General features: G+C 59.4%; 17 protein-coding genes. 15 read left to right on the forward strand and 2 right to left on the reverse strand.

Annotated elements, in window-relative coordinates; genetic code table 11:
- The first annotated feature begins 3 nt into the window (after nucleotides 1-3).
- The 4 genes from G8E03_RS09045 to G8E03_RS09065 all read left to right on the forward strand — a co-directional run bounded on the left by G8E03_RS09045 (nucleotide 4) and on the right by G8E03_RS09065 (nucleotide 4,583).
- Nucleotides 4-975, forward strand: a complete 972-nt coding sequence (locus G8E03_RS09045) for a TAXI family TRAP transporter solute-binding subunit (protein WP_166190859.1) — start codon at nucleotides 4-6, stop codon at nucleotides 973-975.
- 4 nt (nucleotides 976-979) lie between these two features.
- Complete coding sequence (locus G8E03_RS09050; RefSeq protein ID WP_166190861.1) at nucleotides 980-2,911, forward strand: TRAP transporter permease; 1,932 nt, start codon at nucleotides 980-982, stop codon at nucleotides 2,909-2,911.
- A gap of 329 nt (nucleotides 2,912-3,240) precedes the next feature.
- On the forward strand, nucleotides 3,241-4,113 hold the full coding sequence (locus G8E03_RS17430; protein ID WP_240910315.1) for a helix-turn-helix domain-containing protein: 873 nt from the start codon (nucleotides 3,241-3,243) through the stop codon (nucleotides 4,111-4,113).
- A 41-nt stretch (nucleotides 4,114-4,154) separates the two neighbouring features.
- A complete protein-coding gene (locus G8E03_RS09065; RefSeq protein ID WP_166190863.1) occupies nucleotides 4,155-4,583 on the forward strand; it encodes a plasmid mobilization protein in 429 nt (142 codons plus the stop codon).
- A gap of 11 nt (nucleotides 4,584-4,594) precedes the next feature.
- Here G8E03_RS09065 and G8E03_RS17435 read toward each other — a convergent pair whose 3' ends face one another.
- Both G8E03_RS17435 and G8E03_RS17695 read right to left on the reverse strand, forming a co-directional pair.
- Nucleotides 4,595-4,939: a hypothetical protein gene (locus tag G8E03_RS17435; protein WP_240910480.1), complete on the reverse strand. Its 345-nt coding sequence runs from the start codon at nucleotides 4,937-4,939 to the stop codon at nucleotides 4,595-4,597.
- Between the two features lie 36 nt (nucleotides 4,940-4,975).
- Nucleotides 4,976-5,329 (reverse strand): hypothetical protein, encoded by a 354-nt coding sequence (locus G8E03_RS17695; protein WP_430693074.1) that lies wholly within the window; start codon nucleotides 5,327-5,329, stop codon nucleotides 4,976-4,978.
- Between G8E03_RS17695 and G8E03_RS17445 the strand changes: the two genes are divergently transcribed.
- The 11 genes from G8E03_RS17445 (at nucleotide 5,328) to G8E03_RS09110 (ending at nucleotide 13,225) form a co-directional block, all read left to right on the forward strand.
- Complete coding sequence (locus G8E03_RS17445; protein ID WP_240910481.1) at nucleotides 5,328-5,789, forward strand: hypothetical protein; 462 nt, start codon at nucleotides 5,328-5,330, stop codon at nucleotides 5,787-5,789. The two genes, G8E03_RS17695 and G8E03_RS17445, sit on opposite strands and share 2 nt — an antisense overlap.
- Nucleotides 5,790-6,092: a hypothetical protein gene (locus tag G8E03_RS17450; RefSeq protein WP_240910482.1), complete on the forward strand. Its 303-nt coding sequence runs from the start codon at nucleotides 5,790-5,792 to the stop codon at nucleotides 6,090-6,092.
- A gap of 201 nt (nucleotides 6,093-6,293) precedes the next feature.
- Nucleotides 6,294-6,701: a hypothetical protein gene (locus G8E03_RS09075; protein WP_166190867.1), complete on the forward strand. Its 408-nt coding sequence runs from the start codon at nucleotides 6,294-6,296 to the stop codon at nucleotides 6,699-6,701.
- 17 nt (nucleotides 6,702-6,718) lie between these two features.
- Nucleotides 6,719-7,093, forward strand: coding sequence for a hypothetical protein (locus G8E03_RS17315; RefSeq protein WP_205793045.1), 375 nt, complete (start codon nucleotides 6,719-6,721; stop codon nucleotides 7,091-7,093).
- A 64-nt stretch (nucleotides 7,094-7,157) separates the two neighbouring features.
- Nucleotides 7,158-7,397, forward strand: a complete 240-nt coding sequence (locus tag G8E03_RS09080) for a hypothetical protein (RefSeq protein ID WP_166190869.1) — start codon at nucleotides 7,158-7,160, stop codon at nucleotides 7,395-7,397.
- 524 nt (nucleotides 7,398-7,921) lie between these two features.
- Complete coding sequence (locus G8E03_RS09085) at nucleotides 7,922-8,806, forward strand: ArdC family protein (protein ID WP_166190871.1); 885 nt, start codon at nucleotides 7,922-7,924, stop codon at nucleotides 8,804-8,806.
- Nucleotides 8,807-9,098: 292 nt separating this feature from the next.
- Entirely contained in the window at nucleotides 9,099-9,776 is a 678-nt protein-coding gene (locus G8E03_RS09090) for a restriction endonuclease subunit S domain-containing protein (RefSeq protein WP_166190873.1), read from the forward strand.
- A gap of 7 nt (nucleotides 9,777-9,783) precedes the next feature.
- Complete coding sequence (locus G8E03_RS09095; RefSeq protein ID WP_166190875.1) at nucleotides 9,784-10,089, forward strand: hypothetical protein; 306 nt, start codon at nucleotides 9,784-9,786, stop codon at nucleotides 10,087-10,089.
- Nucleotides 10,090-10,148: 59 nt separating this feature from the next.
- Nucleotides 10,149-11,669: a type I restriction-modification system subunit M gene (locus tag G8E03_RS09100; protein ID WP_166190877.1), complete on the forward strand. Its 1,521-nt coding sequence runs from the start codon at nucleotides 10,149-10,151 to the stop codon at nucleotides 11,667-11,669.
- Complete coding sequence (locus G8E03_RS09105) at nucleotides 11,662-13,005, forward strand: restriction endonuclease subunit S (RefSeq protein WP_240910457.1); 1,344 nt, start codon at nucleotides 11,662-11,664, stop codon at nucleotides 13,003-13,005. The genes G8E03_RS09100 and G8E03_RS09105 overlap by 8 nt, the downstream gene beginning before the upstream one ends.
- Nucleotides 12,995-13,225, forward strand: coding sequence for a DUF2188 domain-containing protein (locus tag G8E03_RS09110; protein ID WP_166190881.1), 231 nt, complete (start codon nucleotides 12,995-12,997; stop codon nucleotides 13,223-13,225). The genes G8E03_RS09105 and G8E03_RS09110 overlap by 11 nt, the downstream gene beginning before the upstream one ends.
- The last annotated feature ends 4 nt before the right edge of the window (nucleotides 13,226-13,229 follow it).

The following is a 13,229-nucleotide window of genomic DNA, read 5'->3' on the forward strand; positions in this document are numbered from 1 at the left end:
ATCATGACTACGACATTCAGAGGTTTGGCGCTAACCGCCGTTCTGTGTATCAGCGGTGCTGCGCAGGCGCAGGAACGGCTTACCATGGGGGCCACGCACAGCGCTTCGTCGTTCTATGCCTATCAGGTGGGGATCACGAACTACCTTAACTCCGCAGTGGAGGGGGTGAACATCAACGTCCGTGAACTCGGCGGTGCGGAAGTGTCGACCGAGGCGTTGCTGCGCGAAGAGGTCGACATGGGCATTTCCGTCACGTCGTCGGATTTCGCGGCGATGAACGGGATCGAACCCTTCCGTGGCGAAGCGGACAATCTGCGCACTCTTTACTATTTCGCGCCCCTGCCACTGAACTTCGTCGTGGCGGCGGATGCCGGGATCGACAGTATCGACGCGCTTGCGGATCAGGCCTTCAACCCGGGCGGGCGGGGCACTTCGACCGAACGGCAGGTCGAACAGATCATGGAAAGCATCGACGTCACCCCGGACTGGCTGCGTGCCGAGGGTGGCGATGCGCTGGACGCTTTCCAAAACGGCAGGGTCAGCGGTTTCGTCAAGGGTGGCAATCATCCCGACGGCTACATTCAGCAAGCTGCGACGGCCCGCGACATTATATTCCTGTCGCTCGACGAAGCACAGCGGAACGCCGCGATCGAGGCCTATCCCTTCTTCAGCGCGGCAAAGAGCACCCCGTCAGAGTTCTATGGCGAGACCGAGGGTGAGGTTAACTCGCTGCAAACGGCAATCGGAATCAACACGACCAGCGACCTTGACGAGGAGATCGCCTACCAGATCGCGAAGGCTGTGTTCTCCGAGGAAGGCAGGGAAGCGGCCGCCGAGGTCTATGCCCCGGCCAGAACCATCGACGCAGCCCAGTTGACCATAGATGCCGCGGTCGCGCCGTTGCATTCGGGCGTCGTACGCTACCTTGAGGAGGCGGGCTACACCGTTCCCGCAGACCTGAAAACGCAGGACTGATCCCGTGAGCGGGCCTGCAGCGAATGAGAAAACGCAAGCCGGGGTTTCCAGGCCCCGGATCTCTCCCGGGCGGGTGCTGCTGTGCATCGCGTCCGCCTGGGTGGTGTTTCACCTCGCCGCTGCGGGCTTCGGCGTCGTCGGCAGTCACGTGTTGCGCAGCGTGCACCTGGGTGGGGCGATCATCCTCACCCTTGCCTACCAGCCCTTGCCGGGGCGCTGGCGGATGATAGACGCGGGAATCATTGCGTCTGTCATCGCGGCGACCCTCTATCTGGTGATCCGCAGCGATGCGATCCTGCTGTCGAACTGGTTCACTTATCTATGGCCTGAACGCATTCTGGGCACCATGATGTTTCTCGCCCTGCTCGAAGGTGTGCGCCGCGCACTGGGGTGGGGCTTCGTCGGCCTGATCCTGATCTTCGTCGGCTATGCGGTGCTCGGGCCGTGGATTCCGGGTGCCTTCGGTCACCGGGGGCTGTCGTTCGACCGACTGATTTTCAGCTTCTACCTGGGAAGCCAAGGTGTTGCCGGCATGTTGATAGGTATCTCGGCCGGTATCGTGGCGCTGTTCCTGATTTTTGGAGAGATCCTGAACGCGAGCGGTGCGGGCAATACCTTCATCAACATCGCCCTGCGCTTGGGCGGCGGGTTTCGCGGCGGGGCCGGTATGGTCGCCGTGATCGGCAGTGCGTTCATGGGCATGATCAACGGAAGCGCGGTGGCGAATGTCGCGTCTACCGGCGTTCTGACCATTCCACTCATGCGCAGGCTGGGCTTTTCGCGCAACCTTGCGGGCTCGATCGAGGCGGTATCGTCCACCGGAGGGCAGTTCATGCCGCCGATCATGGGGCCGGGCGCCTTCCTGATGGCGGAACTGCTCGGCATCTCCTATCTGGATGTTGCGGTCGCCGCGCTGATCCCCTCGACGTTGTTCTACGTCGGATTGCTGCTGGCGGTCTGGCTCTTTGCCGGAAAGAACGGGCTGACACCGATCCCCGCTGACATGATCCCCAGCCGTGCCGTCGCCTACGCCCCGCTGGCCATGCTGACGTTGCTATTGCCGATCGGCACGCTGGTCGGACTCGTCGTTGCGCGGTTCACTGTACAATATGCCGTGCTTTTCGCGATATTGATCGCGGGGCTGCTTTATTTGCTCCAGTCCTTGCTGCGTCGCAAGGGACAGGGTGAGGAATCAACGGGGCCTGGACCGATTGTGGCGCTGGGGGCCGCGTTTGATCTGTCCGCTCGCAACATCGCCTATGTAGGAATGATCATTGCAGCCGCGCAGATCATCGTGGCTGTAATCAACCTCACGGGGCTGGGTGTCACCCTGTCGCAAATCATTGTGAGCCTGGGTCAGAGCAACCTGATCCTGTCGCTCGTGCTGACGATGGGCGTGGCGATCCTGCTGGGAATGGGAATGCCGACGCCGGCTGCCTATGCCGTCGCGGCAGCCGTTCTGGGCCCGCCACTCGCGCGGCTGGGGCTGGAAATGTTGCCGGCCCATCTGTTCATCTACTATTTCGCCTGCCTTGCGGCCATTACGCCGCCCGTGGCCTCCGCGGTCTTCGCGGCCTGTGCGATCAGTCGGGGATCGGTCATTCCGACTGCCGGACACGCAATCCTGCTGTCGCTCAGCCTGTTCCTGGTTCCCTTCCTCTTCGTAATGGATCCGGTGTTGCTGTTGCAGGGCAGTTTGTTCGCGATTGTTCTGGCCGTTATCTCGAGTGTGCTGGGGGTCGCGACGCTGACCTTCGCGACCATCGGCTACCTCATGGCCCCGATCCCGCCCTTTGCCCGGATCATACTGGGCGTGGCGGCTATGGCCTTGATCGTTCCCGGCTGGGTCAGCGACATCGTCGGCTTGACTGTGGCGTCGGTCATTCTGGGGTTGCTGCTGACGGGCAAAGTCGGCGGGCAAGACGCCGCCGCGTAGAACGCGTGGACCAATAATTACGGTACGCTAGAGGAGTTTCTGACGAAATCGCCTGCTATAGCGTCAACCGTTCGTGGAGACGTGGCAAGGCAGGGGCAACCTTAATGGCTTCCACACGGCTTTTGTGCTGGCGATAATACCCAGCGAGCAAGCCCAAAGCTAACGCATTGTTTTCAAATGGAGGCGAGTACCGGAATCGAACCGGTGTACACGGATTTGCAATCCAGTGTATTTCGACGTAAAAACAATCACTTCGGGTCAGAAAAGTATCAGGACATTTGTCGAACAAGTGGTGAACCTGATACCCGCGTTTTGGCGGGCTCAAAGCCATGAGCGGTATGGCGTTGATCTGGGCCGCGAACGTCAAAGGATTGAAGCCCGCCGCCAAGATTGTGCTGATACAACTGGCGGATTTTCACAATAAAGAAACGGGCCAGTGCAACCCAAGCGCACAGCGGCTGGCAGATGAGTGCGAAATGGGCCGCGCTACACTCTTTCGACATATGACGACCTTGGAGGAATGCGGCTTTATCACCCGCCATGCCAGAGGGGACGGCGATGGCGGGCGCGGGTCCAATCAGTACGAATTGCACGTCGATATCACCCTTGGTCCAAGCGCCCGCCCGAAGGGTGGTGCTGGCAGTCCCAACGGGCTTGTGTCTCAAAATGAGACGGGGGGAAACGTCTCAAAAAAGCGGGGGAAGAGTCTCAAGGGTGAGACGGGGGTAGTCTCAAATCGGGACAGGAACCTTACCAATGAACCTAAGAAAGAACCTCCTTCGCGCGGGCGCGAGGCGGGGGAGGCTGAGAAGATTTTGGCGGCCTATCCACCAGACCGATTGCGCGGTAAGGCGGCCTGTCTTGTCCAGATCGAAGAAGCCGTGAAGGACGGGATCGCATCGGAGGACTTGCTACAAGCGGTCCAAGCTTACGCGACCGATAGCGCAGGTTTCACCCGCTCCAAGGTCTGCTTTTCCGATAACTGGTTTCAGTCGCGGCGCTGGCAGACCTATGTCGAGAAACAGGCCGAAGACCGAGAGAAGGCGGCGGCTTTGGAGGCCGATCACCATGCGCGGCTGGCCTGCTGGATCAGTGATCGCAGCCCGATGTGCAAACACATCACGGCCAAGCAGATCGACGGATTGCTGGCGTCGAAGCTGGTGACACAGGCTCAAATCCAAGCCGCAGGCCTCAGATCATGACCGCTACCGATCCCACTGAAGAGCAAACAGCAAGGCGACCCATGTCATACGCTGGCGCTGCTGACACGGGACCTTGCGAGGGGCAGCAAGCCTCCCCTTCGAACCCCACCGGCGCGGGAAAAGCCCGCACCAAAGAGCCGCTGACCGAGACCTTCGTCTTTCGGTGTAGCGCCGCAGAGAAGGCCCAGTTGCGCGCCAAGGCCGAGGCCGCAGGCTTGCCTGCCGCCACCCTCCTGCGCGAGGCTTTGGGCCTCACCGAGGCGCGCCGCCGCAAGCCCATCCCCCGCGTTGATCCGGCGCTGGTGCTGGCCGTCGGGCGCATCGGCGGCAACCTCAACCAAATTGCGCGCTGGTTGAACCGCGCGATGCTGGCGGGCCGTACAGACCTCGACTGCCTGACCGTCGCGCGCCGACTGATGGTGATCGAACGCCAGCTCGCCCAACTCCTCGAAGAGGCGCGACGGTGCTGATCAAGTTCTTCCTAAACGGCAAGGGCGCGGGCGCGGGGCCGGTCGGCTACCTCGTGGCTGAGCGAGTGTTGGCCTATGACGACAACCGCGATCTGGTCCGCGATGCTGACGGCCGGCCCCTGACCATCACGCGCGATCCTTTGCCTGAGGTGCTGCGTGGCGATCCCAACCGCACTGAGGCGTTGATCGACGCCAGCCGCCACCAATGGACCTACCGCGCGGGCGTGATCAGCTTTGCCGCCGAGGACGCGCCCAGCGAGGCGCAGCAGCGCGAGGTGATGGACGCCTTCGAGAAGTTGGCCTTCGCCGGGCTGGACGGCGAGCAATACGACACGCTCTGGGTCCGTCACAGTCACGAGGACCGTGTCGAGCTGCACTTCTGCACGCCGCGCCTAGAACTGACAACTGGCCGCAGCCTGAACATCGCCCCACCGGGCTACCAGGACGCCTACGACAGCCTGCGCGATCTCTTGAACCAGCGCCACGGCTGGGCCGATCCGATGGAGCTGGAGCGCACGCAGCAGGTACGAGGCATCATCGAGGCCCCAACACGCGCTCAGGGTCGCGACGAGTTGCATGCGTGGATCCTCGATCAGATTTCGATGGGTCTGATTGAGGATCGCGTCAGCATGCTCGATGCCCTTGCCGATGCAGGCTTCGACCTGCCGCGAGTCGGCAAGTCCTACCTGACTGCCCAAGATCCTGAGACCGGTGAACGCTGGCGCCTGAAAGGAGAGATTTTTCATGAAGACTGGCAAACCGACCCGGCTGAGCGAGAAACTGAACGCGGAGCTGGACACGATACGCCAGGACTACGCCGCCTCGATGGCATCCCAGCTGGAAAGGTTCAGGACCGATTTGACGGCCATTGCGAGCGACGCGCGGCGTACCATCGAGAGCGATACGCGCCGCTTCCTAAACGAGAACAAGAGCTTGTTCGAGATGCGGACCAAGCAGGTAAGGAGCTGGCTGACGATCTCCCCCTGGGTGGTCTCGGGCCTGATCGTGACGGGGATTGCCTCGATGATGGCCGCAAGCTGGCTCTGGACGGTGTTGCTGACACGCTCCGAACTGACGGAACTAGGACTGATCCGGATCGAGCAGGCGGGGCAGACCTGGCTAATGCTGAATCCCGACAGCGTCGCACTGAGCCGCTGCACGTTGGCGGGCAAAACGAACTACTGCATCAAAATTATGGAGCGATAAATGCAAACTACCCTGACACCGTTGGAGCGCGACTTGCTCACCTGCGTCGAGCGATTGACGACGTCTTGCGAGGCCTTGGTCGAAGAAATGAGTGGCTTGGAAGCGCGTGCGACCAGCAAGACCGAGATGCAGATTTCTTGTATAGCCGATTGCGTGAGTTTGCTCATGCGTTCTCAAACCGCGTCGATGAAGGCATTGCGTGGCTTGCTCAGCGAAGAAGCGAGCTTCAGCGCGCTGGACAAGCACTTGCAAGAGAGCTTGCGGCTAGCGAAGTCCGCCGAAAAGAAGCTGAAACAGAGCTGAGACGCCGGTACCCCAAGCAAACTTTCGGCATGAGGCTTGCGCGCAGTGGCAGGCTGGATGTCGCGATGCGCCACTCAGTGGTCCCTCACCACCATCCATCCCCTACACCGCCCCTGCTTGGTCGCAAGCGGCCTCTGACCCGCACGGTTGTGCCAGGCGCACCAAACCAAACTCCGAAACCAAAACCTTAAGAGGAAGCCAATGACAGACCCTTTCCAGCACCCCGAACCTGCGACCGAGCCAGCGGACCTATTAGAGCACGACCTGCGTCGCTTCCTGCACAACGCGCGTGATCAGATGGATGCGCTTCAAAAGACGTTTAAGCTGCTGGCAAGCGCTGAGGGACAAATCAAGGAGCAGACGGCTGCTACGAAGCGTATCTATCAAAACCTCCAAAGACAGATCGACTGCGGCGTGATGGTTCATGTCGACGCCGACTTAAAAGCGCATGCTGCCAGGGTCGCGAATTCGACCATGCCGCTGTTGAAGGAGCTTGAGCAGCACAGGCAGAGCATCCGCGAAATGGCAATTATGATTATGGCCGCGACCGCCGCTTCGGGGCTGCTGGGCAGTGTCGCCGGTGTATTCGTTGCTATTCGCTTTCTGTAATCTGAAAGGCCAATCACATGACAAATGACCCTACCCTTGCCGCGTTTTCGCGTCTGCGCGAATTTGCGACCGGCGACAAAGGCTCGGCCTTGGATCGTTTGACCGTTGGGAACACTGCCGCTTGGCTCGCCCATGCAACAACCTATGGCATCACGGGAGATACATACCTCCTGCGATGCATAGCAGACCCCGCAAAGAGCCCTGTCGAACGGGCAAGGACACTTACACGCTCGATTGTCCAAGAGATGAGCAGCGCGGGGCTTCCCCTTTCGGCACCGTTTCAATCGGTTGATCTTCTCTACAGCGCTATCGAGAATCAGGGGGAAGGTGAAATTAGTCTAAGCGCCTCTGACCCGTTTGAAGCTGACATCGAACGAGGGCCTAAGCCCTGACTGAAACGCTTGAAGCCGCACTTGCAAACACGGGCGTGTAATACAATCAATGGAAAGGAAGGGTATGACCGGTCCCTCGATCTTTTTGTCGAGCCTTGAGGGTTGCGGGCCAGAAGCTCTCGAAGCCTTCGAAGCGGTTCTTCGCAGCGCAGGTAATCTCGACGTGCTCCCAAGCGACGCGTTGATTTACGAGTTTGAGGAGCGCGTCGATTTGTCGGCAGACTGCCATGAGATCTTTGACCTAGCCGTTAATGAAATCGCAACACGGCGGATGGTTTCGGATGGGGCGCTGCACGGGCTTTAGCTGATAGTGATGGTTCGTGCCGTTAAATGAGGGTCGAAGCCTTCGCCCGGAGCGATACCGAAGAAGTAGATCCCATTCCAAGCAAAACCCGGAAAGCCGCTTGATCATGCTTTCATGCCGTTCAGGAATTTCCGTGAGTTCGACGGATGTGACCTTCGTTTTGAACTTTGGACAGGGCGGGGATCGACGGGCTGACGCCCGTTCACCCCAACCCTGACAGTTTCCAAATCCTCTTGATCCGCCTGCCATCCTGGCAGGTCCGAGAAAACCGGCAAGCGCCGCCTGCGGCGTCGGTTCCGGTCGAGAATTCCGGTTCCTCCCACGCGGACGAGCCGCGCGGTTCCCTCCCCAAATTCACGCCCTCCACCCGGTTGTCACGGCCCCGCCAGGCCGCAGGACGGGCTTTGCCCTTACCTGCTCTGCCGTTCGGAATGCATGGGCATTCCAAACAACAGAACAGGAAGGCCCGCCCATTGGCGGAAAGGGAAACAGACCCCGACCGCATCACGCAAGGAGGATCACAAATGACCAAAGAGAAATTTGACGTCTACACCCATGTCACCAATCAGATTGTCGGGCAGATCGAGGCGGGAACGCCGCCTTGGCGCAAGCCGTGGACCGGAGGTGGTGTGTCGGTCAGTTTGCCGGAAAAGTTCAACGGCGAAGCTTATCGGGGCATCAATATCCTGATGCTTTGGGCGACGGCGATGGCCAAGGATTACAGCTCAGCTCGCTGGATGACGTTCAATCAGGCCAAGCAGCTTGGTGGCCACGTCCGCAAGGGTGAGAAATCCGCCACGGTCGTGAAATACGGCACCGTCGAGCGCGAGGACGAGAACGGCGAGGAACGCCAGATCCCCTATGCCAAGGCCTACCGCGTGTTTAACGCCGACCAGATCGAGGGCTTGCCCGCTGAATTCTACATCCTGCCCGATCCGCCCCGTGATCTTGGCACCAAAGCCGACCCTGCGTTGGAAGCATTCTTTGCCGCGAGCGGTGCGCAGATCGACAGCACCGAAGAGCCGCGCGCCTACTACAACATCAAGACCGACCGCATCCACATGCCGCTGATCGCGACCTTTCACAGAGCCGCAGGATATTACGGTACCTTGGCGCATGAGCTGACCCACTGGACAGGAGCGACAAAGCGGCTGGACCGTTTGGGCCGGTTCAGCGACCGTAAGGCCTACGCCTTCGAGGAACTGGTCGCAGAGATTGGAAACTGCATGCTTTGCGCGCAGATCGGGGTGGAGCCTGAATTCGATCAGAGCGCGGCCTATGTCGAAGGATGGCTTGAGGCGATGAAGGAAGACAGCCGCGCGATTTTCCGCGCAGCCTTCGAAGCGCAGAAGGCCGTTGATTACATCATGGAGCGCACTGCACAGGCCGACCGGATTGCCGCCGAGTAGCAGCCCGCACCGCCGAAATGATCGTGGCCCCCGTCAGCAGGCGGGGGCCTTTTGCGTTTCCGTGTCATCTTGGTTGTGAGCGGTTTTTGGATGACCTGTCGGCGGGCAACCTGAAGGCCACCCGCCGACAGGCCCGGCGCTTCGCGCAGACGGGCATGGGATGCCCGGAGGGCCGTTTGGGAATGTAGGGTGATGAGCTAAGCAGTTTCAGTGTGGCCCGTGACACCAAAAATTGCAGTAGATGTGCCTACGCACAAATTTCTTGACATCAACGCCTTGATGTCGTATTTGTATGAGCATGAGCTACAGCATAAAAAATATCACCTTGGGCGAAGCGTGCGAAATTCGAGCGGGCTATTCTGCCAGAGCCGCCCTCACGGAGGACGCCGAGAAGGGCGTCCCTGCTATCCAATTGCGTGACCTTCAAGGTGAGTGGGTCAGTCTAAGCGTGGCAGGAAAATATGCCTTGGATGGCAAGCTCGACCGTTACCTGGTTGAGCATGGCGATGTCCTGTTCCGCTCTCGCGGAGACAACAACACAGCCAGCATTGCCATAGGAGGTGTAGGTGAAGCAGCGGTCGCGTTGTTGCCAGTGATGGTGATCCGCCCGAGCGGAGACGATCTCCTCCCAGAATACGTCGCGTGGTCGATCAATCAGCATGAAGCCCAACGGCACTTAGACTTGGGTGCGCGCGGGACAAAGCTTCGAATGATCCCGAAGGAGTGTCTTGAAACGCTACCGCTGCACATACCGAGTCTGGCCGTGCAGCGGATGATCACAGAGCTCGATGCCCTGTCCGCAACAGAAACCCAGCTTCTGCACGAACTGGCTGACACGAAAAGAAAATTCACGAGATTCGCCCTGCTTCAACAGGTGCGAAACGCTCAGCTTCACGGCAATGAAGCTGAGCATAACGGTGCCCACCGCTCCTCGAAAAGCTCGGGCAAATTGCAACGGACAAACTCATGAGGCGAATATGTCCATCAACATTGGAAGCTACCACGCCGTAGGCCCTTTCGGCAATGAAAACAACTTACAGGCGCGCTCTGGCGTCTACGTGATCCTTGGACGGCACAGCACAGCGTCCACCTGGAACGTGGTCGATATCGGAGAGTCGCAGAACATTCGGGAACGGGTGTCGAACCATGATCGCGCTCCGTGTTGGCGCGGGCAGGGGCACGCCCAGCTGTCTGTCGCCGCGATCTATGCCGATGCTCACAATCGGATGCTGATCGAGCGCCAGCTGCGTGCAGAGTTCAACCCGCCCTGTGGATTGATTTGAGAAAACACTTGGGGCGGGCACATGTCCCGCCCCACAATGAGACGCAAAAGGATTTGAAAATGAACGATAAACTGACACAGGCGGAAGTGAACAACGCAGCATGGGCTGCCTGCGACACCTTCCGGGGTGCGGTCGATCCCGCGCAATACAAGGACTACATCCTGGTGATGTTGTTCCTGAAGTACATCACGGACAACTGGAACGACCACTTCGAGACCTACCGCAAGCAGTATGGTGACGATGATGTCCGTATCCGTCGCCGCATGGAGCGCGAGCGCTTCTATCTGCCTGAAGGCGCGAGCTTCTATGACCTTTACGAGCAGCGCAACGAGCCCAATATCGGCGAGCTGATCAATATCGCCCTCGAAGACATCGAGGACAAGAACCGCTCCAAGCTCGAAGGCGTGTTCCGCAACATCGACTTCAACTCGGAATCGAACCTTGGTCGTACCAAGGATCGCAACCGCCGCCTGAAGAACCTCCTCGAAGACTTCAACAAGCCCGCCCTCGACCTGCGCCCGTCACGGGTGAAGGAAGACATCATCGGGGAAACCTACATCTACCTGATTTCGCGCTTTGCCTCGGACGCAGGCAAGAAGGCAGGGGAGTTCTACACCCCCGCAGCCGTCTCGGGCTTACTGGCAAAGCTGGCCGCGCCGAAGGAAGGCAACACAATCTGCGACCCCGCCTGCGGTTCTGGCTCGCTCCTGATCAAGGCGGCGGAGGCTGTCGGCTCCGACAACTTCGCGCTCTATGGGCAAGAGGTGAACGGCGCGACCTGGGCATTGGCGCGGATGAACATGTTCCTGCACGCCAAGGACGCCGCGCGCATCGAATGGTGTGACACCCTGAACAGCCCCGCGCTGATCGAGGGCGACCACCTTCAAAAGTTCGATGTCGTCGTCGCCAACCCGCCGTTCTCCCTCGACAAGTGGGGCGCGGATGGTGCGGACACAGACCAGTACAACCGCTATTGGCGGGGCATTCCGCCCAAGTCCAAGGGCGATTATGCCTTCATCACGCACATGATCGAGATCGCCAAGCGTCAGTCGGGACGTGTGGCGGTGATCGTTCCGCATGGCGTTCTGTTCCGGGGCGGGGCAGAGGGAAAAATCCGCCAGCAGCTGATCGAGGAGAATCTCCTCGACGCCGTTGTCGGGCTGCCCGCAAACCTCTTCACAACGACAAGTATCCCTGTTGCCATTCTGGTCTTCGACCGTTCCCGCGAGGAAGGCGGCGCGAACGCGGATCGCAAGGACGTGCTCTTCATCGACGCCAGCAAGGAATTTACGCCTGGCAAAGCCCAGAACGTGATGGAGGAAGACACCCACATCAAGAAGGTGCTCGACACCTACAGCGCCCGCGCCGAGGTCGAGAAGTATTCTCACCTCGCTAGTACCGATGAGATTGCCGAGAACGGCTATAACCTCAACATCCCGCGCTACGTGGACACCTTCGAGCCGGAGGAAGAGATCGACGTGGCCGCCGTGCAAGCGGACATCGTGCGGATCGAGGGCGAGCTCGCAGACGTGCGTGCGAAGATGTCGGGCTATCTGAAGGAGCTCGGGATTGATGCGTGAGGAAGTGCAAGAGCTTGCAGCGGAGGCAGCGATAGCGTCTCCAAGTGAGCGCCCCCGCCCACTGTCGCCCCTCAATCCGGGAGACGTTCCCAAAGATTGGGAGGTGCGGAAAATTGGTTCGGTTTCTCACAAAGTCACCAATGGTTTTGTGGGCTCATCAATCCCACACCAAGTTTCAGAGCCAGGGATAACTTACCTACAAGGTTTCAATATCCGTCCATCTAGGATTGAACTCACTAAGCGCACCTACGTTACAACTGAGTTTCATCAGGCGAACGCTAAATCGCGGCTCAAAGCAGGTGATATTCTCGTCGTCCAATCAGGGCACATTGGAACGGTTGCTCGGGTTCCAGATGATTTTGGCGAGGCCAACTGCCATGCATTGATCATCGTGGACGTGGACCGTAAACGTGTTGAACCCGACTATGTTGTAGAGCACTTCAACAGCTGGATCGGACAGGCCCGGCTGCGCGGTTTGCATGTCGGCTCGTCCATGTTGCACATCAACACTTCTGAGCTTGCTGATTATCGAATCCCTCTTCCACCGTTGCCAGAACAACGCAAGATCGCGGCGATCCTGCGGAACTGGGACGAGGCGCTCGAAAAGCTCAACGCCCTGCGGGCGCTGAATATCCGTCGTCGTATTTGGCTGCGCACCCATCTCTTCACGGGCAAAGTGCGCTTGCCGGGGTTTACGGGCGAATGGCACAAAGTGCCCCTGAGCGACGTGCTGCATGAGCACGGCTCCAAGTCCACGGGCACTGAGGAGGTCTACTCCGTCTCGGTTCACAAGGGACTAGTCAATCAGGTCGAGCATCTCGGGCGGTCGTTCTCGGCGGCGAGCACGGATCACTACAACCGTGTTCTCCCTGGCGATATCGTCTACACCAAGAGCCCCACGGGTGACTTCCCGTTTGGCATCATCAAGCAGAGCAAGATCGACCGTGAGGTCATCGTCTCCCCACTCTATGGCGTTTTCACGCCGCAGAGCTATGCGCTTGGCGTCATCCTCGATGCGCTCTTCGAGTCGCCCTTGGCTGCGCGCAACTACCTGCACCCGCTGGTGCAGAAAGGTGCCAAGAACACAATTGCCGTGACCAACAAGCAGTTCCTCGAAGGGAAGCTCCATCTGCCGATGGACCCTGAGGAGCAAGCGGCAATCGCTGATGTAGTGAACACCTCACACGCTGAGCTGGCCTGTCTGGACGCTGAGATCAAAGCCCTGACACACCAGAAGCGCGGCCTGATGCAGAAACTCCTGACGGGCGAATGGCGTGTCGAGGTTGATACCGTTGAAATTCCCACAAACACCAAGGAGGCCGAACATGCCGGATAAGAAGAATTACTGGACCCAGCAGCGCCCCGACGGGAAATGGGAGTCCAAGCGCGAAGGTGCTTCACGCGCGAGCAAGGTCACGAATACCCAAGCCGATGCCTGGACGCATTCACGACAGAAGGCCACAGAATCCCAAGGCGAAGCCTTTCTGAAAGGCCGTGACGGCAAGATTAGAGACCGAAATACATATGGCAAAGATCCGTTTCCTCCGAAGGGCTGACGGA

The sequence above is a fragment of the Pontivivens nitratireducens genome (assembly GCF_011290545.1).
Taxonomy (GTDB): Bacteria; Pseudomonadota; Alphaproteobacteria; order Rhodobacterales; family Rhodobacteraceae; genus Pontivivens; species Pontivivens nitratireducens.

Coding starts and splice junctions, on each gene's coding strand:
- G8E03_RS09045 (WP_166190859.1), top strand. CDS start 4: ATGACTACGACATTCAGAGGTTTGGCGCTAACCGCCGTTCTGTGTATC.
- G8E03_RS17430 (WP_240910315.1), top strand. CDS start 3,241: ATGAGCGGTATGGCGTTGATCTGGGCCGCGAACGTCAAAGGATTGAAG.
- G8E03_RS09065 (WP_166190863.1), top strand. CDS start 4,155: ATGTCATACGCTGGCGCTGCTGACACGGGACCTTGCGAGGGGCAGCAA.
- G8E03_RS17445 (WP_240910481.1), top strand. CDS start 5,328: ATGAAGACTGGCAAACCGACCCGGCTGAGCGAGAAACTGAACGCGGAG.
- G8E03_RS17695 (WP_430693074.1), bottom strand. CDS start 5,329: ATGAAAAATCTCTCCTTTCAGGCGCCAGCGTTCACCGGTCTCAGGATC.
- G8E03_RS17450 (WP_240910482.1), top strand. CDS start 5,790: ATGCAAACTACCCTGACACCGTTGGAGCGCGACTTGCTCACCTGCGTC.
- G8E03_RS09075 (WP_166190867.1), top strand. CDS start 6,294: ATGACAGACCCTTTCCAGCACCCCGAACCTGCGACCGAGCCAGCGGAC.
- G8E03_RS17315 (WP_205793045.1), top strand. CDS start 6,719: ATGACAAATGACCCTACCCTTGCCGCGTTTTCGCGTCTGCGCGAATTT.
- G8E03_RS09080 (WP_166190869.1), top strand. CDS start 7,158: ATGACCGGTCCCTCGATCTTTTTGTCGAGCCTTGAGGGTTGCGGGCCA.
- G8E03_RS09085 (WP_166190871.1), top strand. CDS start 7,922: ATGACCAAAGAGAAATTTGACGTCTACACCCATGTCACCAATCAGATT.
- G8E03_RS09090 (WP_166190873.1), top strand. CDS start 9,099: ATGAGCATGAGCTACAGCATAAAAAATATCACCTTGGGCGAAGCGTGC.
- G8E03_RS09095 (WP_166190875.1), top strand. CDS start 9,784: ATGTCCATCAACATTGGAAGCTACCACGCCGTAGGCCCTTTCGGCAAT.
- G8E03_RS09100 (WP_166190877.1), top strand. CDS start 10,149: ATGAACGATAAACTGACACAGGCGGAAGTGAACAACGCAGCATGGGCT.
- G8E03_RS09105 (WP_240910457.1), top strand. CDS start 11,662: ATGCGTGAGGAAGTGCAAGAGCTTGCAGCGGAGGCAGCGATAGCGTCT.
- G8E03_RS09110 (WP_166190881.1), top strand. CDS start 12,995: ATGCCGGATAAGAAGAATTACTGGACCCAGCAGCGCCCCGACGGGAAA.